24 protein-coding genes and 1 pseudogene are annotated in these 18,360 nt (G+C 57.8%); 10 read left to right on the forward strand and 15 right to left on the reverse strand.

The window, feature by feature from the left end; genetic code table 11:
* The 9 genes from hisD to EQV90_RS18610 form a co-directional block, all read right to left on the reverse strand.
* Entirely contained in the window at positions 1 to 1,329 is a 1,329-nt protein-coding gene (hisD, locus tag EQV90_RS18570; protein WP_003439925.1) for a histidinol dehydrogenase, read from the reverse strand.
* Between the two features lie 163 nt (positions 1,330 to 1,492).
* The gene (gene hisG, locus EQV90_RS18575; RefSeq protein WP_003439923.1) at positions 1,493 to 2,128 is read right to left on the reverse strand and encodes an ATP phosphoribosyltransferase; all 636 of its coding nucleotides are present in this window, start codon (positions 2,126 to 2,128) and stop codon (positions 1,493 to 1,495) included.
* Between the two features lie 182 nt (positions 2,129 to 2,310).
* A complete protein-coding gene (gene murA / locus EQV90_RS18580) occupies positions 2,311 to 3,576 on the reverse strand; it encodes a UDP-N-acetylglucosamine 1-carboxyvinyltransferase (RefSeq protein WP_003439921.1) in 1,266 nt (421 codons plus the stop codon).
* Positions 3,577 to 3,607: 31 nt separating this feature from the next.
* Entirely contained in the window at positions 3,608 to 3,847 is a 240-nt protein-coding gene (locus tag EQV90_RS18585) for a BolA family protein (protein WP_003439919.1), read from the reverse strand.
* Between the two features lie 114 nt (positions 3,848 to 3,961).
* Positions 3,962 to 4,267 carry an STAS domain-containing protein gene (locus tag EQV90_RS18590; protein WP_003439917.1) on the reverse strand — a complete coding sequence of 102 codons (306 nt, stop codon included), beginning with the start codon at positions 4,265 to 4,267 and terminating at the stop codon, positions 3,962 to 3,964.
* Positions 4,264 to 4,923 carry an ABC transporter substrate-binding protein gene (locus EQV90_RS18595; RefSeq protein WP_003439915.1) on the reverse strand — a complete coding sequence of 220 codons (660 nt, stop codon included), beginning with the start codon at positions 4,921 to 4,923 and terminating at the stop codon, positions 4,264 to 4,266. The genes EQV90_RS18590 and EQV90_RS18595 overlap by 4 nt, the downstream gene beginning before the upstream one ends.
* Positions 4,924 to 4,934: 11 nt before the next feature.
* Positions 4,935 to 5,402 (reverse strand): outer membrane lipid asymmetry maintenance protein MlaD, encoded by a 468-nt coding sequence (gene mlaD, locus EQV90_RS18600; protein WP_003439913.1) that lies wholly within the window; start codon positions 5,400 to 5,402, stop codon positions 4,935 to 4,937.
* Positions 5,402 to 6,199 carry a lipid asymmetry maintenance ABC transporter permease subunit MlaE gene (mlaE, locus tag EQV90_RS18605; RefSeq protein WP_003439912.1) on the reverse strand — a complete coding sequence of 266 codons (798 nt, stop codon included), beginning with the start codon at positions 6,197 to 6,199 and terminating at the stop codon, positions 5,402 to 5,404. The genes mlaD and mlaE overlap by 1 nt, the downstream gene beginning before the upstream one ends.
* On the reverse strand, positions 6,199 to 7,008 hold the full coding sequence (locus EQV90_RS18610) for an ATP-binding cassette domain-containing protein (RefSeq protein ID WP_003439910.1): 810 nt from the start codon (positions 7,006 to 7,008) through the stop codon (positions 6,199 to 6,201). Before EQV90_RS18610 ends, mlaE begins: the two co-directional genes overlap by 1 nt.
* 291 nt (positions 7,009 to 7,299) lie before the next feature.
* On the opposite strand from EQV90_RS18610, the gene EQV90_RS18615 reads away from it, so the two are divergent.
* The 10 genes from EQV90_RS18615 (at position 7,300) to EQV90_RS18660 (ending at position 14,325) form a co-directional block, all read left to right on the forward strand.
* Positions 7,300 to 8,274 carry a KpsF/GutQ family sugar-phosphate isomerase gene (locus tag EQV90_RS18615; RefSeq protein WP_003439908.1) on the forward strand — a complete coding sequence of 325 codons (975 nt, stop codon included), beginning with the start codon at positions 7,300 to 7,302 and terminating at the stop codon, positions 8,272 to 8,274.
* Entirely contained in the window at positions 8,274 to 8,798 is a 525-nt protein-coding gene (locus EQV90_RS18620; RefSeq protein WP_003439907.1) for an HAD family hydrolase, read from the forward strand. The genes EQV90_RS18615 and EQV90_RS18620 overlap by 1 nt, the downstream gene beginning before the upstream one ends.
* An 8-nt stretch (positions 8,799 to 8,806) precedes the next feature.
* The gene (gene lptC, locus EQV90_RS18625) at positions 8,807 to 9,379 is read left to right on the forward strand and encodes an LPS export ABC transporter periplasmic protein LptC (protein ID WP_003439897.1); all 573 of its coding nucleotides are present in this window, start codon (positions 8,807 to 8,809) and stop codon (positions 9,377 to 9,379) included.
* Positions 9,366 to 9,911: a lipopolysaccharide transport periplasmic protein LptA gene (lptA, locus tag EQV90_RS18630; protein ID WP_003439896.1), complete on the forward strand. Its 546-nt coding sequence runs from the start codon at positions 9,366 to 9,368 to the stop codon at positions 9,909 to 9,911. Before lptC ends, lptA begins: the two co-directional genes overlap by 14 nt.
* Positions 9,911 to 10,636, forward strand: coding sequence for an LPS export ABC transporter ATP-binding protein (gene lptB, locus EQV90_RS18635; RefSeq protein WP_003439894.1), 726 nt, complete (start codon positions 9,911 to 9,913; stop codon positions 10,634 to 10,636). Before lptA ends, lptB begins: the two co-directional genes overlap by 1 nt.
* 184 nt (positions 10,637 to 10,820) lie before the next feature.
* On the forward strand, positions 10,821 to 12,314 hold the full coding sequence (locus EQV90_RS18640; protein WP_003439892.1) for an RNA polymerase factor sigma-54: 1,494 nt from the start codon (positions 10,821 to 10,823) through the stop codon (positions 12,312 to 12,314).
* 76 nt (positions 12,315 to 12,390) lie between these two features.
* Entirely contained in the window at positions 12,391 to 12,699 is a 309-nt protein-coding gene (gene raiA / locus EQV90_RS18645) for a ribosome-associated translation inhibitor RaiA (protein ID WP_003439891.1), read from the forward strand.
* Positions 12,700 to 12,711: 12 nt separating this feature from the next.
* The gene (gene ptsN / locus EQV90_RS18650; RefSeq protein ID WP_003439889.1) at positions 12,712 to 13,173 is read left to right on the forward strand and encodes a PTS IIA-like nitrogen regulatory protein PtsN; all 462 of its coding nucleotides are present in this window, start codon (positions 12,712 to 12,714) and stop codon (positions 13,171 to 13,173) included.
* 5 nt (positions 13,174 to 13,178) lie between these two features.
* A complete protein-coding gene (gene rapZ / locus EQV90_RS18655) occupies positions 13,179 to 14,036 on the forward strand; it encodes an RNase adapter RapZ (protein ID WP_003439888.1) in 858 nt (285 codons plus the stop codon).
* A 16-nt stretch (positions 14,037 to 14,052) separates the two neighbouring features.
* A complete protein-coding gene (locus tag EQV90_RS18660; RefSeq protein WP_003439887.1) occupies positions 14,053 to 14,325 on the forward strand; it encodes an HPr family phosphocarrier protein in 273 nt (90 codons plus the stop codon).
* Positions 14,326 to 14,372: 47 nt separating this feature from the next.
* On the opposite strand, the gene EQV90_RS18665 is transcribed toward EQV90_RS18660, so the two are convergent.
* The 6 genes and pseudogenes from EQV90_RS18665 to EQV90_RS18690 all read right to left on the reverse strand — a co-directional run.
* Entirely contained in the window at positions 14,373 to 15,266 is an 894-nt protein-coding gene (locus tag EQV90_RS18665) for a ZIP family metal transporter (protein WP_240878533.1), read from the reverse strand.
* A gap of 27 nt (positions 15,267 to 15,293) precedes the next feature.
* Positions 15,294 to 15,905 (reverse strand): superoxide dismutase, encoded by a 612-nt coding sequence (locus EQV90_RS18670; RefSeq protein ID WP_240878534.1) that lies wholly within the window; start codon positions 15,903 to 15,905, stop codon positions 15,294 to 15,296.
* A gap of 1 nt (position 15,906) precedes the next feature.
* Positions 15,907 to 16,356 (reverse strand): DUF2753 domain-containing protein, encoded by a 450-nt coding sequence (locus tag EQV90_RS18675; RefSeq protein ID WP_240878535.1) that lies wholly within the window; start codon positions 16,354 to 16,356, stop codon positions 15,907 to 15,909.
* Between the two features lie 20 nt (positions 16,357 to 16,376).
* The gene (locus tag EQV90_RS18680; protein WP_161717937.1) at positions 16,377 to 17,753 is read right to left on the reverse strand and encodes a class II fumarate hydratase; all 1,377 of its coding nucleotides are present in this window, start codon (positions 17,751 to 17,753) and stop codon (positions 16,377 to 16,379) included.
* Positions 17,746 to 18,141 (reverse strand): hypothetical protein, encoded by a 396-nt coding sequence (locus tag EQV90_RS18685; RefSeq protein ID WP_003439881.1) that lies wholly within the window; start codon positions 18,139 to 18,141, stop codon positions 17,746 to 17,748. Before EQV90_RS18685 ends, EQV90_RS18680 begins: the two co-directional genes overlap by 8 nt.
* A 95-nt stretch (positions 18,142 to 18,236) precedes the next feature.
* A pseudogene (locus tag EQV90_RS18690) lies at positions 18,237 to 18,360 on the reverse strand (hypothetical protein); the annotation flags it as partial.

Consider the following 18,360-nt stretch of genomic DNA (forward strand, 5'->3'; position numbering starts at 1 on the left):
TTATTGCCCCTGTTCGCTGTCAGCAATGATCCGGTATTCGGCACTACGGGCGTGGCCGGTCAGTGATTCTCCACGGGCGAGAATCGAGGCCGTCTTGCCCAGATCGGAAGCGCCCTGCTCGGAGCAGAAGATGATCGAGGAGCGCTTCTGGAAGTCATACACACCCAGGGGCGAAGAGAAACGCGCGGTACCGGACGTAGGCAATACGTGGTTGGGACCGGCGCAATAGTCGCCCAGCGCCTCGGACGTGTGACGGCCCATAAAGATCGCACCGGCGTGGCGGATCTGCGGCAGCCAGGCTTGCGGGTCGGCAACCGACAACTCAAGGTGCTCCGGGGCGATGCGGTTGGCTACGTCTATGGCTTGCTGCATGTCATTGACCAGAATCAGCGCACCACGACCATTGATCGAAGTGTTGATGATCTCGGCCCGCTCCATGGTTGGCAGCAGTTTGGCGATGCTGGCCGCCACCTTGTCGAGGAACTCGGCGTCGGGGCTGACCAGAATCGCTTGCGCATCTTCGTCATGCTCGGCCTGGGAGAACAGGTCCATGGCGATCCAGTCCGGATCCGTCTGGCCATCGCACACCACCAGGATCTCCGAAGGGCCGGCGATCATGTCGATGCCGACCTGACCGAACACGTGGCGCTTGGCAGTGGCAACGTAGATGTTGCCGGGGCCGACCACCTTGTCGACTTTTGGCACGCTTTCGGTGCCGTAGGCCAATGCCGCAACCGCCTGGGCGCCGCCGATGGTGAACACCCGGTCGACACCGGCGATACAGGCAGCTGCCAGTACCAGTTCATTGAGTTCGCCACGGGGCGTCGGCACGACCATCACCACTTCGGTGACGCCTGCCACCTTGGCCGGAATCGCGTTCATCAATACCGACGACGGGTATGACGCCTTGCCGCCCGGTACGTACAGGCCGGCACGATCCAGTGGCGTGACTTTCTGGCCCAGCACCGTGCCGTCGGCTTCGGTGTAGCTCCAGGATTCCTGCTTCTGTTTTTCGTGGTAGCTGCGAACCCGTTGCGCGGCTTTTTCCAGCGCTTCACGCTGAGGGGCCGTGATGCGGGTCAGTGCCAGCTCAAGGCGTTCGCGGGGCAGAATCAAGTCCGCCATCGACTTGACGCTCAGCCCGTCAAAACGCTGGGTGAACTCAACCAGTGCGGCGTCGCCGCGTTCGCGTACGGCTTTGATGATGTCGAGCACACGCTGGTTGACCGAGTCGTCAGACACACTTTCCCAGCTCAGCAGATGATCCAGATGCTGCGCGAAGTCCGGGTCAGCAGCGTTGAGTCGGCGAATTGCAGTGGGAGCGGTCATAGCGAGGGCCTCGGAAATTGGCGAATGCTTAGAGTTTATGGTTTTGCACAGCACAGGCACCGCAAGACTACCAAGCCATCCGCGCGGGTACCTGAGATTTCTGGCTTTTACACGGATGGATGGGCGCGACTTCAGGGTACAGATCCCGGGCCGCGCAGGTGAGTCAGCCGCGGTGTCGCGACTCCACTGCTTTGCGCAGGGTGTCGATCAGGGCTTGAATACGGGCGTGCTGCATCTTCATCGAAGCCTTGTTGACCACCAGACGGGAGCTGATGGCGGCAATGAATTCCTGGGGTTCCAGGCCATTGGCACGCAAGGTGTTACCGGTATCGACCACGTCGATGATCTTGTCGGCCAGGCCAATCAGCGGGGCCAGCTCCATCGAGCCATAGAGCTTGATGATGTCGACCTGACGGCCTTGTTCGGCGTAGTAACGCTTGGCGACATTGACGAACTTGGTTGCTACGCGCAGCCGGCCTTTGGGCTCGGCAGCCCCGATGGCACCGGCAGTCATCAGTTTGCACTGGGCAATCTGCAGGTCCAGCGGCTCGTAGAGGCCCTGGCCACCGTACTCCATCAACACGTCTTTACCGGCCACACCGAGGTCGGCCGCGCCATGCTCTACATAGGTCGGCACGTCAGTGGCGCGGACGATCAGCAGGCGGACGTCGGGCTGGGAGGTCGGGATGATCAGCTTGCGGCTTTTGTCCGGATTCTCGGTCGGCACAATACCCGCTTCAGCCAGAAGCGGCAGGGTGTCGTCAAGGATACGGCCCTTGGACAGTGCAATGGTCAACATGGGAAACGTAAGTCCTTATCAGGGTACTTATGTCCGGACACAAGCGGTGCCGGACATGCATCGAGCCTGATAATCAGGCTCGACTTGAACGATTCGAGGCCGGGTAAGGTAACGCTTGCAAGCCGTTACGTCACCTGGCGGCTGGACACCATCCCTGTGCCCATGATGCCAAATACCAGAAACTAGCCCGGAACGCGGCGGATTTTGGCACCCAGCATTTGCAGTTTTTCTTCGATGCACTCGTAGCCGCGGTCTATGTGGTAGATGCGATCGATCAGAGTGTCACCTTCGGCGACCAGCGCCGAGATCACCAGGCTGGCCGAAGCCCGCAGGTCGGTCGCCATGACTGGCGCGCCTTTGAGGGTTTCGGTACCGGTGACAATGGCCGTGTTGCCTTCGACCTGGATCTTGGCGCCCATGCGATGCAGTTCATACACGTGCATGAAGCGGTTTTCGAAGATGGTCTCGATCACTGCACCCGTGCCTTCGGCAATGGCGTTAAGCGAAATGAACTGCGCCTGCATGTCGGTCGGGAACGCCGGGTACGGTGCAGTACGCACGTTCACCGCTTTCGGGCGCTTGCCGTGCATGTTCAGCTCGATCCAGTCTTCACCGGTGGTGATCTCGGCGCCAGCTTCCTTGAGCTTTTCAAGAACCGCTTCGAGGATGGTCGGATCAGTGTCCTTGACCTTGACCCGGCCACCGGTCACTGCAGCAGCCACCAGGTAAGTACCGGTTTCGATACGGTCCGGCATTACTTTGTAAGTGGTCGGGTGCAGCTTCTCAACGCCATCAATGGTGATGGTGTCGGTACCTGCACCGCTGACCTTGGCGCCCATGGCGTTCAGGAAGTTGGCCAGGTCGACGACTTCAGGCTCGCGGGCAGAGTTCTGCAGAACGCTGCGGCCCTTGGCCAGTGCGGCGGCCATCATGATGTTCTCGGTACCGGTTACGCTGACGGTATCGAAGAAGAAGTTGGCACCGCGCAAGCCGCCTTCTGGCGCCTTGGCTTTGATGTAACCGCCTTCGACATCGATTTCTGCGCCCATGGCTTCAAGGCCACGGATGTGCAGGTCGACCGGACGTGAACCGATTGCGCAACCGCCTGGCAACGCAACTTCAGCGTAGCCAAAACGGGCAACCATCGGGCCCAGTACCAGGATCGACGCACGCATGGTTTTAACCAGTTCGTACGGAGCCACCAGGGTTTTGATGGTATTCGGGTTGATTTCGACGCTGAGTTTTTCATCGATCACAGGCTCGATGCCCATGCGACCGAACAACTCGATCATGGTGGTGATGTCGTGCAAGTGCGGCAAGTTGGCAACGGTAACCGGGCCATCGCACAGCAGGGTTGCAGCAAGAATTGGCAGAGCGGAGTTTTTCGCCCCGGAAATGCGGATTTCGCCATCAAGACGAGCACCACCGGTAATAATCAATTTATCCATAACAATCTCGACGCCAATGGGCTCAGGGGGCTCAGGTGCGCTCGGCCCAGGCCGCGCTGCTGAAGAATTTCATAGTGACCGCGTGGATACTGCCATCAGCAATCCAAGGGTTCAAATGGGCATAGATGCTTTGTTGACGCTTAACCGGGCTCAAGGCCACCAGTTCGTCACTAATCACGTTCAGCTGAAAGTTGCAGCCTTCGCCCTCAACTTCTACCTGGGTTCCAGGCAGCTTTCCTTCAAGAAAGCTCTTCACTTCTACGGCCTGCATGCTCAACCTCAATCGGCGCCTGATGCGCGCGGGTCGGCCATCATACAAAAAAGCCCCGCGCCTGCGAACCCCACTTAACAGGACTCTGACGGGGGGCTTTTCTATAAATGGCTATTAATGATGTGCCAGCAACTCGGTCAAGCCCGAGACCTGGGCGATTTCGCGCATGTCTTCGGGCATTGCCTTGATGCTCAATGGCTTGTTCAGGGCTTGTGCATCACGGATGTAACAGAGCAGCAGCGACAAACCGACGCTGCTGGATTTGGTGACCGCCGAGCAATCCACCACCAGGGTCTTGGCCAGAGCCTTTTTGATCAGGGCCTGACCTTCCTTGCGCAAGCGAGGGCCGGTCTGATAGTCGAGTACGCCGCTGAGGCGCAACTCGCTTTCGCCGGCCAGGGTCACTGCCGCCTCACTCATTGGCCGGCAGCCTTGGGAGCCGCTTGATCGGTAACTTGCTTGGCCTTGGCAACTTCGCCCGCCCAGTTATCGATGGTCTTGTCCAGATTGTTGCCATTGCGCTGCATGGCGTCGGCGAACTGGTCACGGAACAGCTTGCCAATATTGATACCGTTGATGATCACGTTACGGACTTTCCACTCGCCGTTAACCTTGTTAAGGGTGTAGGACAGCGGGTAAATCGCGCCCTTGTCGCCCTTCACCGTCATGTCGACGCTGGTGCGATCGCCACTTTCATCCTTGGCCGGCGACACGGTAATGCCTTCGTTCTTGAACTCGAGCAAGGCATTGCCATAGAACTGCATCAGGCTGCGCTTGAAGTTTTCCTGGAAGCGCTGCATTTGCGCCGGGGTGGCGTTACGCGAGTACTTCACGGTCATGATGCTTTTGGAAATACCGTCGACGTCCACCACAGGCCCGACAATGCCGTTAAGGGCATCGTAGAACTTGCTCGGGTTGGTCTTGTACAGCTCTTTATTGGCGGACAGGTCTGCCAGCAAGCGGTTGGTGGTATCTGAAACGATGTCGTGGGCAGACTGCCCCGGAGCAGCATTTGCCACCAAAGGAAGGGCTGCTGCCAGAATTACCAGCAGGCCACGGCGCAAGAGAGAAATCATCTAAAAGCTCCTTATTTGGCTTCTTTGCTAACGGTGTTGAGCAGGAATTTCCCGATCAGATCTTCAAGGACCAACGATGATTGCGTGTCATGGATGGTGCCACCATCTTTGAGCACAGCGTCTTCGCCGCCGACGCTGATACCGATGTATTTCTCCCCCAGCAAGCCAGCTGTGAGGATAGACGCTGTCGAATCGGTCGGCAGGTTATCCACGCTCTTTTCGAGCTGCAGGGTGACCCGGGCAGTGAAGTTGTCCCGGTCCAGATCAATTGCCGTGACCTTGCCGATGGTCACGCCCGCCATGGTGACTTTGGCGCGCACGGTAAGACCGGCAATATTGTCGAAGTAGGCGTAGAGCTTGTAGGTGTCGGTGCTGGCGGTCGGGGACAGTCCACTGACTCGCAGGGCAAGCAACAACAAAGCCAGGATGCCAGCCAGCAAAAACAGGCCGACACCGATTTCCATGGTGCGGTTTTGCATCAGAAATCTCCAAACATCAAGGCAGTCAAAATAAAGTCCAGCCCGAGGACTGCCAACGAGGCATACACCACGGTCTTGGTAGTGGCACGGCTGATCCCCTCTGAAGTGGGCTCACAGTCATAACCTTGGAACACGGCAATCCAGGTCACCACAAAGGCAAAAACGATGCTTTTGATGATCCCGTTAAGTACGTCACCACTGAAGGTTACGCTGTTTTGCATATTGGCCCAGTATGAGCCGTCGTAGACGCCCAGCCAGTCAACCGCGACCCACGAACCACCCCAGATCCCGACCACGCTGAAGATCATCGCCAGTATCGGCAGGGAAATGAACCCGGCCCACAAGCGCGGGGCAATGATGTATTTAAGCGGGTCGACCCCGATCATTTCCAGGCTGGACAGTTGTTCGCTGGATTTCATGTTGCCAATCTCGGCGGTCAGGGCAGAGCCCGCACGCCCGGCAAACAACAGCGCAGTGACCACCGGCCCGAGTTCACGCAGAAGCGTCAGGGCAACCATCTGCCCGACCGCCTGCTCGGAGCCGTAGCTGGACAGGATACTGAAGCCTTGCAGCGCCAGGACCATGCCGATGAACACACCGGACACCACGATAATCACCAGCGACATGACGCCCACGGAGTGCAGCTGCTTGAGCAACAGTCCGAACCCGCCACCAATGCCGCCACGCCCCAGCAAAGAATGAAAGAGGAATATCCCCGAACGGCCCAGTACCGAGACGATATCGATACCGGCCCGGCCGAATAGTCCGACACGATCCATAATTGAATGCTTGCGCATCAGCGCTTCCCCAGAAGATCGGTTCGGTAGTCCGACGCCGGAAAGTGAAACGGAACAGGACCATCCGGGTCGCCGTTCATGAACTGACGAATACGCGGGTTATCGGCGTTCATCAACTCTTCGGGCGTACCCTGCCCCAGTACCTGACCATCGCCGACTACATACAGATAGTCAGCGATACTCGCTGTTTCAGCCAGGTCGTGAGAAACCACGATGCTGGTGATGCCCAAGGCATCATTGAGCAGACGAATCAGGCGAACCAGAACCCCCATTGCGATGGGGTCCTGTCCGACAAAAGGTTCGTCATACATCAGGATCTGCGGGTCCAGGGCAATCGCACGCGCCAGGGCAACCCGGCGCTTCATGCCGCCAGACAACTCGTCGGGCATCAGATCAATGGCTCCGCGCAGTCCCACCGCCTGCAATTTAAGCAGCACGATGTCGCGAATCATTTCTTCCGGCAACTGGGTGTGAACCCGTAGCGGGAAGGCCACATTCTCGAATACGTCCAGGTCGGTGAACAACGCCCCGCTTTGAAACAACACCCCCATGTGCTTACGGGCATCGAACAGATCACTGCGCGACAACGTCGGCAGGTTCTGACCGTTGACCCACACCTCACCGCTGCTGGGACGCAGTTGCATTCCCATCAAACGTAAAAGGGTGGTCTTGCCGCAGCCGGAAGGCCCCATGATTCCCGTGACTTTGCCACGCGGAATCAGAATATCGACATTATTGAAGATGCTGCGCGTACCGCGCTTGAAGGACACTCCCTTCAGCTCGACCGCGTAGGCGTTATCGGCGCTCATCTAAACTCCTTGCGATGCAGCCTCTGCCTCTCACCCGGACACTTTGCCCCTTTATCGGGAGGCGCGTTCCCTGAGCGGGCCGAACTGGCGGCGAACTATAGCACTGCTGATAGTGACCGCCCAAGGCCGAAGGAGTGCCGTATCAGGTTCCAGACAGCGAAATAAATTCGATTCAGCTGTAATCCCGGCAGTAGTTCGTAGCGCAGACAACAAAGCACGACGATCTAGCGTGAGGGAATTGCGCATTACCGCTATAATCTTTGCCTTTTCTCAGGCTATCTGACTTCAAACATGAGCCAATCCAGCGACCTGATCCAATCTGCTCAGCGTACCATCCGCCTCGAACTGCAAGCCGTAGAAGGTTTGCTGGCTCATATCGACGCAGACTTCGTACGCGCTTGCGAGATGATTTTGGCCAGCAAGGGCCGGGTAGTCGTGGTCGGCATGGGCAAGTCCGGGCATATCGGCAACAAAATTGCTGCGACTCTGGCCAGCACCGGTACCACCGCTTTTTTCGTCCATCCGGCCGAAGCCAGCCATGGCGACATGGGCATGATTACCCGAGATGACATTATTCTCGCGCTGTCCAACTCGGGGTCGACTGCAGAGATCGTCACCCTGCTGCCCCTGATCAAGCGTTTGGGTATCCAGTTGATCTGCATCACCGGCAACCCCGAGTCGCCACTGGCCAAAGCCGCCGATGTCAGCCTGGACGCCCGCGTGGCTCAGGAGGCCTGCCCGTTGAACCTGGCACCGACCTCCTCGACTACTGCCGCGCTGGTGCTGGGTGATGCTCTGGCCATAGCCTTGCTCGAAGCCCGTGGCTTTACCGCTGAGGACTTTGCCTTTTCGCATCCCGGTGGAGCCCTGGGCCGCCGCCTGCTGCTGAAAGTCGAAAACGTCATGCACTCGGGCGCAGACTTGCCGCAGGTTGTCCGCGGCACGCTGCTCAAGGATGCATTGATGGAAATGACGCACAAAGGTCTCGGCATGACCGTGGTTATAGAAGAAGATGGTCGCCTGGCCGGAATCTTCACTGACGGTGACTTGCGCAGAACCCTGGATCGCGAAATCGATATCCGCAACGCAAGCATTGATGCAGTCATGACCCCCCATGGCAAAACCGCACGGGCCGACATGCTCGCCGCCGAAGCCTTGAAAATCATGGAAGACCACAAAATCAACGCACTGGTTGTAGTCGACAAGGAAGACCGGCCGGTTGGTGCCTTGAACATGCACGACTTGCTACGCGCAGGAGTGATGTAATGACCCTTGAACTACTCAAGCGCGGCAAAGACATAAAACTTGCCATTTTCGACGTTGACGGGGTTTTGACCGACGGCCGCCTGTACTTCCTTGAAGACGGCAGCGAGTTCAAGACCTTCAACACGCTGGACGGTCTGGGTATCAAGATGCTGATGGCCGCCGGGGTTCAGACCGCGATTATCAGCGGCCGTAAAACCCCGGTGGTTGAACGTCGCGCACAAAACCTGGGGATCGCGCACCTGTATCAGGGGCGCGAAGACAAGTTGGTGGTATTGGACGAGCTTCTTGGCCAACTCAACCTAAGCTATGAACAGGTCGCCTATTTGGGCGATGATCTGCCTGATTTACCGGTTATCCGCCGAGTTGGTCTGGGCATGGCAGTTGCCAATGCTGCCAGCTTTGTTCGCGAGCACGCCCATGGCGTCACTCAGGCACGAGGCGGAGAAGGTGCCGCACGCGAATTCTGCGAGTTGATTTTGCGCGCTCAAGGCCGTCTAGACGCGGCCCACGCAGCCTACCTATAGAGTTTTCCATGCTGAGCAAAAAGATCCGTAACATCCTGTTATTCACGGTCATTGCTGCGTTGTTCGCATCAGTTGGCTACTGGAATATCAGCCCCGAACGTTTTCTCGACACCCCTAAAGCGGCCGTCGATGAAAGCGCTATCGACTATTACGCGCTTAATGCGCGCAGCCTGCAGTTCTTGCCGGACGGCAAACTGCAGTATGAAATGACATCCGACAAAATCGAGCATGTGCTGTCATCGGAAGTCACCCTGATGACCAAGCCCGACCTGCAAATGTACCGCGGCACGGCCTTCCCGTGGCACGTACAGAGCGAGCGCGGAGAAGTTAATCCGGACGGCACCGAGGTCGAGCTGATCGACTCGGTACGTGTGGCCCGCACAGATGAAAAAAATCGCACTACGGTTATTACCAGTTCCCGCATGACTGTATTCCCCCAGAAGCAATATGCGCAGACCGAGCGAGACGTTAGAATCGACGGCGCTGGCGGCGTAACAACTGGCAAGGGCATGAAAGCATATTTGAAAGACGGCAGGATGGACCTGCTGTCCAACGTAAGAGGACAGTATGAGTCTCGTTAAATCCCTCCCTTTATTGCTCAGCCTGAGCGCAGCACTGGGAAGCGTGAGCGCCTGGGCTCTGCCGAACGATAACGAACAGCCAATCCGCATCCAGGCCAATGAAGCCCAGCTGGATGACAAACAAGGCGTCGCGACCTACAAGGGCGATGTAATCATCACCCAGGGCTCGATGAAAATCACCGGCAACACCGTCACTATTACCCGCAATGCTGCGGGTGAAATTGATATCGTGACCTCAGTCGGCAACCTGGCCTATTTCGAGCAGCTGCAAAAAGCAACCGACTCCAAGCCGGTTCAGGCCTATGCCGTAACCATTCAGTACCATGCGCCGCAAAACCGCATTGTGCTGATCGACAAGGCCAAGGTCATCAACGACGGCAACACCACCGAAGGCGAGAAGATCGTCTATGACACGGTGAAACAGGTCGCAAACGCCGGACGCGCCAATGGCTCCACAGTCACCGCACCACGCCCGCGCATCGACATGGTGATCCAGCCGAAGAAGAAAACCGACCAGCAGAAGGCCCAGTAATGGCAACCCTCAAAGCCCAGCATTTGGCTAAAAGCTACAAGAGTCGCCAGGTGGTACGTGATGTCAGCCTGTCAATCGACAGCGGGCAAATCGTGGGTTTGCTCGGCCCTAACGGTGCAGGCAAGACCACATGCTTCTACATGATTGTCGGCCTGGTCCAGGCTGACCAGGGACGCGTACTGATCGACGACCTGGATGTCAGCCACCAGCCGATGCACGGCCGCGCACGCGCCGGCATCGGTTACCTGCCCCAGGAAGCCTCGATCTTTCGCAAGCTTTCGGTCGCCGATAACATCATGGCGATCCTCGAAACGCGCAAAGAACTCGACAAGGCCGGTCGTCGCAAGGAACTCGAAAGCCTGCTGCAGGAGTTCCACATCAGCCACATCCGCGACAGCCTCGGCATGAGCCTGTCCGGTGGTGAGCGACGCAGGGTCGAAATCGCCCGGGCACTGGCAACCGCCCCGAAATTCATCCTGCTCGACGAACCCTTTGCCGGCGTTGACCCGATATCTGTGGGCGACATCAAGCAAATCATTCATCACCTCAAGGCCAAGGGCATTGGCGTACTGATCACCGATCACAACGTCCGTGAAACCCTCGACATCTGCGAAACCGCCTACATCGTCAACGATGGGCAGTTGATAGCCGAAGGTGATGCTGAAACCATTCTGGCCAATGAATTGGTCAGAGAAGTGTATCTGGGCCACGAGTTCCGCCTGTAAGGCCAGATGCATCGCGAATTCCCGGGCGCCAAGGACAGCAAAAAGTCGTCACGACTTTTATTACCTTGGCGCTCTAGGCAAACGCACCGGTTTCAGGCATATAATTTGCTTATGTTTGGCGCTCACGCGCCTTGGTAGTGGATGGCGCCATGCGCGCCGGCGAATAAGGTCTTAAGCCCCAGCCATGAAACCATCGCTAGTCCTGAGAATGGGCCAGCAGCTGACGATGACACCGCAGCTGCAACAGGCCATCCGCCTGCTCCAATTGTCGACCCTGGACCTGCAACAGGAGATCCAGGAGGCTCTGGAATCCAATCCGATGCTCGAGCGCCAGGAAGACGGCGACGACTTCGACAATTCAGATCCTTTAGCCGACAACATTGAGCAAAAACCCAACAGCGACATCCAGGAACCTTCCTATCAAGAGTCCGCGCCTACTGTGGACAACCTGGAAGAAGGCGACTGGAGCGAACGCATTCCCAATGAGCTACCCGTCGACACAGCCTGGGAAGACGTTTATCAAACCAGCGCCAGCAGCCTGCCCAGCAACGATGATGACGAATGGGACTTCACCACCCGCACCTCGGCCGGTGAGAGCCTGCAAAGTCACCTGTTGTGGCAACTGAACCTGGCACCGATGTCCGACACCGACCGACTGATCGGCGTCACCCTCATCGACTGCATCAACAACCAGGGCTATCTCGACGAAACTCTCGAAGAGATCCTTGAGGCGTTCGATCCCGAGCTGGACATTGAACTCGATGAAATCGAAGCCGTTCTGCACCGTATCCAGCAATTCGAACCGGCCGGCATTGGTGCGCGCAACCTGAGCGAGTGCCTGCTGCTGCAATTGCGCCAGCTACCGGCCAACACGCCCTGGTTGAACGAAGCCAAGCGCCTGGTAACCGATTACATCGACCTGCTGGGCGCCCGCGACTACAGCCAGCTCATGCGCCGCATGAAGCTCAAAGAAGACGAACTGCGCCAGGTCATCGAACGGGTACAGAGCCTTAATCCACGTCCGGGGTCGCAGATCGAATCCGGCGAAGCCGAATACGTCGTGCCTGACGTGATCGTTCGTAAAGACAACGAACGCTGGCTGGTCGAGCTTAACCAGGAGTCGGTACCGCGCCTGCGGGTCAACCCGCAATACGCAGGATTCGTTCGTCGTGCCGACACCAGCGCCGACAACACCTTCATGCGCAATCAGCTGCAAGAAGCGCGCTGGTTCATCAAAAGCCTGCAGAGCCGCAACGAAACCCTGATGAAAGTGGCGACCCAGATCGTGGAGCATCAGCGCGGTTTTCTGGAGTATGGCGACGAGGCAATGAAACCTTTGGTACTGCATGACATTGCAGAAGCCGTCGGCATGCACGAATCAACCATTTCCCGGGTCACCACCCAGAAATTCATGCATACCCCGCGGGGCATTTATGAATTGAAGTACTTTTTTTCCAGTCACGTCAGCACCTCCGAAGGTGGTGAATGCTCGTCCACTGCGATACGCGCCATCATCAAAAAACTGGTGGCGGCTGAAAATCAGAAAAAGCCGTTGAGTGACAGCAAGATCGCTGGTTTACTGGAGGCACAAGGTATTCAGGTGGCCCGTCGCACCGTCGCCAAGTACCGCGAGTCCTTAGGGATAGCGCCTTCGAGCGAACGCAAGCGTTTGATGTAAGCCACGGGCCACAGCGTTTCAGTGGCAGGCTGGTCGGCCTGCCACTTTATGCAATGGCAACAGAAGGAGAAACTGCATGCAAGTCAACATCAGTGGACAACATCTGGAAGTCACCCAAGCGCTCCGCGACTCGATCAACGAAAAATTCGCACGGCTGGAACGTCACTTCGACAAGATCACCAATGTGCAGGTGATTCTCTCTGTTGAAAAACTAAAACAGAAAATCGAGGCCACCCTCAATATTCACGGTGGCGAAGTTGTCGCCAATGCCGTCGATCCAGACATGTATGCGGCCATTGACAGCCTCTACGACAAGCTTGATCGCCAACTGAAAAAGCATAAGGAAAAGACCCAAAGCCTGCTCCAGGGCGCCACGGGTCGTTAATACTCCATAACCATGATTCGACTTGAAAATATCCTGACCCCCGGCCGTTCCTTGGTGAACGCGCCGGGCGGCAGTAAAAAGCGCGCACTCGAACAAATTGCCACCCTGATCAGCCGCGAAGTGCCGGGGCTGGAAATGCAAGATGTCTTCGAGAGCCTTATTGCCCGTGAAAAACTGGGATCCACCGGTTTTGGTAACGGCATCGCCATCCCCCATTGCCGCCTCAAGGGCTGCGAGTCGCCTGTCAGTGCCTTGCTACATCTTGACGCTCCCATAGATTTCGACGCCATCGATGGCGCGCCGGTCGACCTGTTGTTCGTTTTGCTGGTGCCAGAAGCTGCTACCGACGCACACCTGGAACTGCTGCGGCAGATCGCCAGCATGCTCGACCGCAAAGATGTGCGTGAACGATTACGCAGCGCACCCAGTAACGAAGCGCTGTATCAGGTTGTTCTGGACGTACAGAACGGTTAATTATCATGCGCCTAGTCATTGTCAGCGGACGCTCCGGCTCCGGTAAAAGCACCGCCCTCGCCGTCCTCGAAGATAACGGTTTCTATTGCATCGACAACCTGCCCGCCGGCTTGCTGCCAGAGCTGGCGGAACGTGCACTGATTCATACTGAACTGGCGCAGCCGCTGGTGGCGGTATCGATCGATGCGCGAAACCTGCCAAGCCATTTGTCACGCTTTCCGCAATTGCTTGAAGAAGTGCGCAACCGGCATATCCAGTGCGATGTTCTGTACCTCGACGCCGATGAAGAAACCTTGCTCAAGCGCTTCTCGGAAACCCGTCGGCGGCATCCACTGAGCAGCGCGAGCCGTTCACTGGCCGAGGCCATTCGTGATGAGAGCCAGTTGCTCGGGCCCATTGCCGACCTTGCCGACCTGACGATCAACACCACCAATCTGAACCTGTATCAGCTGCGCGACACCATCAAGCTGCGCCTGCTGAACAAGCCTGAACCCGGCACCGCCTTTCTGGTTGAGTCGTTTGGCTTCAAGCGCGGCATGCCGGTCGATGCCGACCTGGTATTTGACGTGCGTTGCTTGCCCAACCCCTACTGGAAGCCCGAACTGCGCGAGCTGTCAGGGCTGGATCAGCCCGTTGCGGATTACCTGGCAGCGCAGCCTGATGTCGAAGAGATGTTCCAGGACATCTCCAGCTACCTGCTCAAATGGCTACCCCGCTTCGCCGCCAGCAACCGCGCCTATGTCACCATAGGGATCGGCTGCACTGGCGGTCATCACCGCTCGGTGTATCTGACCGAGCGACTCGGCAAATGCCTGCAACAAACTCTGAAGAATGTCCAGGTTCGCCACCGCGACCTTACTTGAAAGGATCAACCCCGCGATGCCTGCACTGGAAATTGAAATCATCAACAAGCTGGGCTTGCACGCTCGGGCATCCGCCAAGTTCGTAGGCATAGCCGGACAGTTTCCATGCCAGGTAAGAGCAGGACGTACCGCAGAATCCATGGTCGATGGTAAAAGCATCATGGCCATGATGATGCTGGCCGCTGGCAAGGGCACAAAGATCCACCTCAAGACCGAGGGCGAACAAGAGCAGGAAGCACTGGATGCACTGGTCAAACTCATCAACAACTACTTTGACGAGGGCGAATAGCCAATTGCAGGAGCGCCGCTAGACGCTCCCCCGGCAGTTTGCAGCGTTTACCCCAACGCCGTATCCATCACCATCATCAAGCAGAACCCGACGCATAACCCCAGGCTTGCAAGCTTCTCGTGACCATTGCGCCGCGACTCGGGGATCACTTCTTGCGTCACCACCAGCAACATGGCCCCGGCTGCCAGCGCCAGGCCCAGTGGCAACAACACCTCGGCCAAATTCACCAGCCAGGCACAGAGCAGCGCAAATACCGGTTCGACCAGACCGGAAGCGGCGCCAATCAGGAATGCCTTGACCCGCGACATCCCGGCACCCGCCAACACTAATGCGATCACCAGACCTTCCGGCACATCCTGCAGGGCGATGCCCATCGCCAGGCTATCGGCATCCGGCATGCCTCCCCCTGCCGACACCCCGACCGCCATTCCTTCAGGAATGTTGTGCGCCACAATCGCAATGACAAACAACCAGATACGTGGCGCAATCAGCGGCTCGCCAGGCCGGTTGAGGAACATCTCCGGCCCCGCTCCGCTGACCTTGCGATCGAGCAAAAACAGACAGAACGCTCCCAGCAGGATGCCCGCACTGACCAGCCCGCTCGACGCCCATGATGACAACCCCAGGCTTTGGGCCGACGCAATGCCGGGCACAACCAGCGAGAAAGCCGTGGCTGCCAGCATCACCCCGGCCCCGAAGCCCAACAAGGTATCGCTCACCGCCACCGGCATTTTGCGGATGACCAGTACCGGTACTGCGCCTAAAGCGGTGCCCAGCGCGCAGAGCGATCCGCCCTGCAACGCCCGCAACATTCTTGGCACAAGGTCCAGCCAGAGCAGTCCCTTGGCCACCAACAAGGCCGTGCCCGCCAACAGCAAGAGCATGCCGAGGGCATAACGGAACATCCGCACCCCGCCGACTGCCAATATTTGCGTGCCCATAATCGGCCCGAATCCTTTTAAGTAGGCTCAGGCAATCGCTGCTTGATACCGGCGCGCCACTTCTGGCCAATTGATCACGTTGTAAAACGCATTGATGTATTCCGGACGGCGATTCTGATAGCGCAGGTAGTAAGCGTGCTCCCATACGTCGAGTCCCAGAATCGGGGTGTTGCCATTCATCAGCGGGCTGTCCTGGTTGCCGCTGCTTTCCACCACCAGGGTCTTTTGCGGGGTCACGCTCAACCATGCCCAACCGCTGCCAAAACGGGTCAGGGTGGCCTTGGTGAAGTTCTCCTTGAACAGTTCCAGGCCACCCAGTTGCTGATCAATCGCCTTGGCCAGCGCACCGTCCGGATTACCGCCGCCCTGCGGGCTCATGACTTGCCAGAACAGCGAGTGATTGGCATGTCCGCCACCCTGGTTGATGACTGCGGCCCGCAGCTTTTCCGGCAGTTGCTGAACTCCGGCGAGCAATTTTTCAACCGGCCACTGCGCCCATTCAGTCCCTTCCACTGCGGCATTCAGGTTGTTGATATAGGTCTGGTGATGCTTGGTGTAGTGAATCTCCATGGTTTGCGCATCGATATGCGGCTCAAGTGCGTCGTAGGCATAAGGCAAGGCAGGCAAGGTAAAAGTCATATCAATGTGCTCCTGGATGATGGCCGCTGACTGTTGAAAACCCGTGACCGGACTGCGCCACGGGTCTTTTGAGCAACAGATTGGAACGCGGGTATTCGCCGTGATCGCTGATGAAGTTCAAAAGCTCGACATAGGTTTTGCTGCTCTGACGCAGCGCTGCTTCTCGCAATGCCGGCCCCAGACGCGGGTTCTGCATGGTGTGCAACAAGCGCTGGTGAATGGCGCAGAGGTACTCGACGCTCTCCTCTGGCTGATTGAGGCGCAGATGCAGATCTGCCAGGTTGTGGTGCGAAATAACGCAGGCCGCCACCGCCTCATCGGCATCACTCCAGCGCTCGAGCAGTACCTGGGCCAGCGCAAGCGCTTGCAGATAATGCTCGCGGGCATCGACCAGCTCGCCCTCAGCGAAACAGCGATTGGCTCTTGCGATCGTGCGTTTCCAGTGCTCCATGTGAACCTCCAGGCGAGGGGTTAAACGCCGCCGGCTGTCAGCTTCTCGGGATCGAGCAAGACTTCAAGCTGGCTGCGTGGCAGATCTGTGTATTCAAGGGCAACGTCTATCACCGGGCGCCCCTGTTGATAGGCGGTCTTGGCTATTTCAGCGGCCTTTTGATAGCCAATGATCGGATTCAGCGCCGTCACCAGAATCGGGTTGCGCGACAGCGCTTCCTTTAGCTTGGCGTCATTAACCTTGAAGCTGGCGATCGCCTTGTCCGCCAGCAAACGGCTGGAATTGGCCAGCAGTTCGATGCTGCCCAGCAGGTTGCGGGCAATCACCGGCAACATCACATTCAGTTCGAAATTGCCGGACTGACCGGCGATGGTGATCACCGTGTCATTGCCGATCACCTGGGCCGCAACCATGGCCGTGGCTTCAGGAATCACCGGGTTGACCTTGCCCGGCATGATCGAAGAGCCCGGCTGCAAGGCTTCAAGCTCGATCTCGCCCAGGCCGGCCAGCGGGCCGGAGTTCATCCAGCGCAGGTCGTTGGCGATTTTCATCAGCGATACGGCCGTAGCCTTGAGCTGGCCCGAGACGGATACGGCGGTATCCTGCGAACCGATCAGGGCGAACAGGTCTTTACCCGGAGTGAATTGCACATGGGTCAGTGCGCTGAGCTGCTGACTGAACAGCCCGGCGAATTGCGCATGCGCGTTGACCCCGGTGCCCACAGCAGTGCCACCCTGGGCCAGCGATTGCAGGGCCGGCTGCAGGTCGTGCAAGTGCCCGATATTGGCCCGCAGCTGCTGCGCCCAGCCATTGAGAACCTGGCTCATGCGCACCGGCATGGCGTCCATCAGGTGCGTGCGGCCGGTTTTGACGTAAACGTGGACCTGTTCAGCCTTATGCTCAATCACCTGCACCAGATGGGACAGCGCCGGCAGCAGCTCCTCATGCAGGCCCAGCGCGGCGCTGACGTGAATGGTGGTGGGGATGATGTCGTTGCTGCTTTGCCCGCAGTTGACGTGATCATTGGCATTGACCGCCTCTCCCAGTACCCGGGAGGCCAGCGTGGCAATCACTTCGTTGGCATTCATGTTGGAGCTGGTGCCCGAGCCGGTCTGGAAAATATCCACCGGGAAGTGCTCCATGAAATCGCCGGCCAAAAGAATCTGCGTGGCCTCGACTATGGCGTTGCCCTGCGCTTCGCTGATCTGCTTGAGTTCTACGTTGGCCTTGGCCGCGGCAGCCTTGGCCAGGATCAGTGCGCGAATGAATTGCGCGGGCATGCGCTGATGACTGATCGGGAAGTTATTCACCGCACGCTGGGTTTGGGCGCCATACAGCGCAGCCTCAGGCACGTGCAATTCACCCATGCTGTCACGTTCGATACGGGTATTACTCATCGGGAAATCCTTGCAACAGTTCTGTTAGAGAAATGGAGGGCTCGAGCTCGCAGGTTGCCAATCGCCAGGCAAAGCTTTGCCAGTGCTTGAGACGGCAGGCACACAGGGCTTGAGTTTCGATATCGCGCAGCGGACGCCAGGCGTGGTCCAGACACAGGGTGCGCCACTGCCAGGGCAGCGCAGTGTCGCTTGCGGTGTCCAGCAGCAGCCGGAAGCTGGTCACGGCAATCGTCCAGGGCGACGTTGACGTGCAGCAGGCCAGATAGCGGCCCTCGGCCAGGTAGTGCTCAATCAGGCGCGGTTCATCAGGCGCCAGCCCGCAACGGATCTGGCGGCTCATCCAGCGCCAGCTTTCCAGATAAGGCCCTTCATGCAAGGCAGAACTCATGACCCAGGCTCACTCGATAATGAGATTCATTATTAAGCGATATTGATTATCAACACAAGCCTGCTAAAGGCTGTGCCGCGCAATCTTGTGCATGTCTAGTCCTGAAATAGGTTTACACCTGTTTCACCCCAACGCCCGATGCATTGCATCGGGCGTTTTGTATTTCAAAGACTGGTGCGGACGCTCGCTGTTGTAGATCGATATCGACTCACTCACCAT

Origin of the sequence: Pseudomonas sp. TMW22089 (assembly GCF_022496645.1) — a bacterium.
Classification (GTDB): domain Bacteria; phylum Pseudomonadota; class Gammaproteobacteria; order Pseudomonadales; family Pseudomonadaceae; genus Aquipseudomonas; species Aquipseudomonas paraversuta.

Bases quoted from the DNA above. Each gene is read 5' to 3' on its own strand.
- ptsN (WP_003439889.1), top strand. From the start codon at position 12,712: ATGATTCGACTTGAAAATATCCTGACCCCCGGCCGTTCCTTGGTGAAC.
- lptC (WP_003439897.1), top strand. From the start codon at position 8,807: ATGCTGAGCAAAAAGATCCGTAACATCCTGTTATTCACGGTCATTGCT.
- EQV90_RS18640 (WP_003439892.1), top strand. From the start codon at position 10,821: ATGAAACCATCGCTAGTCCTGAGAATGGGCCAGCAGCTGACGATGACA.
- rapZ (WP_003439888.1), top strand. From the start codon at position 13,179: ATGCGCCTAGTCATTGTCAGCGGACGCTCCGGCTCCGGTAAAAGCACC.
- mlaD (WP_003439913.1), bottom strand. From the start codon at position 5,402: ATGCAAAACCGCACCATGGAAATCGGTGTCGGCCTGTTTTTGCTGGCT.
- EQV90_RS18660 (WP_003439887.1), top strand. From the start codon at position 14,053: ATGCCTGCACTGGAAATTGAAATCATCAACAAGCTGGGCTTGCACGCT.
- murA (WP_003439921.1), bottom strand. From the start codon at position 3,576: ATGGATAAATTGATTATTACCGGTGGTGCTCGTCTTGATGGCGAAATC.
- EQV90_RS18610 (WP_003439910.1), bottom strand. From the start codon at position 7,008: ATGAGCGCCGATAACGCCTACGCGGTCGAGCTGAAGGGAGTGTCCTTC.
- EQV90_RS18615 (WP_003439908.1), top strand. From the start codon at position 7,300: ATGAGCCAATCCAGCGACCTGATCCAATCTGCTCAGCGTACCATCCGC.
- EQV90_RS18590 (WP_003439917.1), bottom strand. From the start codon at position 4,267: ATGAGTGAGGCGGCAGTGACCCTGGCCGGCGAAAGCGAGTTGCGCCTC.
- EQV90_RS18680 (WP_161717937.1), bottom strand. From the start codon at position 17,753: ATGAGTAATACCCGTATCGAACGTGACAGCATGGGTGAATTGCACGTG.
- EQV90_RS18595 (WP_003439915.1), bottom strand. From the start codon at position 4,923: ATGATTTCTCTCTTGCGCCGTGGCCTGCTGGTAATTCTGGCAGCAGCC.
- EQV90_RS18585 (WP_003439919.1), bottom strand. From the start codon at position 3,847: ATGCAGGCCGTAGAAGTGAAGAGCTTTCTTGAAGGAAAGCTGCCTGGA.
- lptA (WP_003439896.1), top strand. From the start codon at position 9,366: ATGAGTCTCGTTAAATCCCTCCCTTTATTGCTCAGCCTGAGCGCAGCA.
- mlaE (WP_003439912.1), bottom strand. From the start codon at position 6,199: ATGCGCAAGCATTCAATTATGGATCGTGTCGGACTATTCGGCCGGGCC.
- EQV90_RS18620 (WP_003439907.1), top strand. From the start codon at position 8,274: ATGACCCTTGAACTACTCAAGCGCGGCAAAGACATAAAACTTGCCATT.
- hisG (WP_003439923.1), bottom strand. From the start codon at position 2,128: ATGTTGACCATTGCACTGTCCAAGGGCCGTATCCTTGACGACACCCTG.
- EQV90_RS18665 (WP_240878533.1), bottom strand. From the start codon at position 15,266: ATGGGCACGCAAATATTGGCAGTCGGCGGGGTGCGGATGTTCCGTTAT.
- raiA (WP_003439891.1), top strand. From the start codon at position 12,391: ATGCAAGTCAACATCAGTGGACAACATCTGGAAGTCACCCAAGCGCTC.
- EQV90_RS18675 (WP_240878535.1), bottom strand. From the start codon at position 16,356: ATGGAGCACTGGAAACGCACGATCGCAAGAGCCAATCGCTGTTTCGCT.
- lptB (WP_003439894.1), top strand. From the start codon at position 9,911: ATGGCAACCCTCAAAGCCCAGCATTTGGCTAAAAGCTACAAGAGTCGC.
- hisD (WP_003439925.1), bottom strand. From the start codon at position 1,329: ATGACCGCTCCCACTGCAATTCGCCGACTCAACGCTGCTGACCCGGAC.
- EQV90_RS18685 (WP_003439881.1), bottom strand. From the start codon at position 18,141: ATGAGTTCTGCCTTGCATGAAGGGCCTTATCTGGAAAGCTGGCGCTGG.
- EQV90_RS18670 (WP_240878534.1), bottom strand. From the start codon at position 15,905: ATGACTTTTACCTTGCCTGCCTTGCCTTATGCCTACGACGCACTTGAG.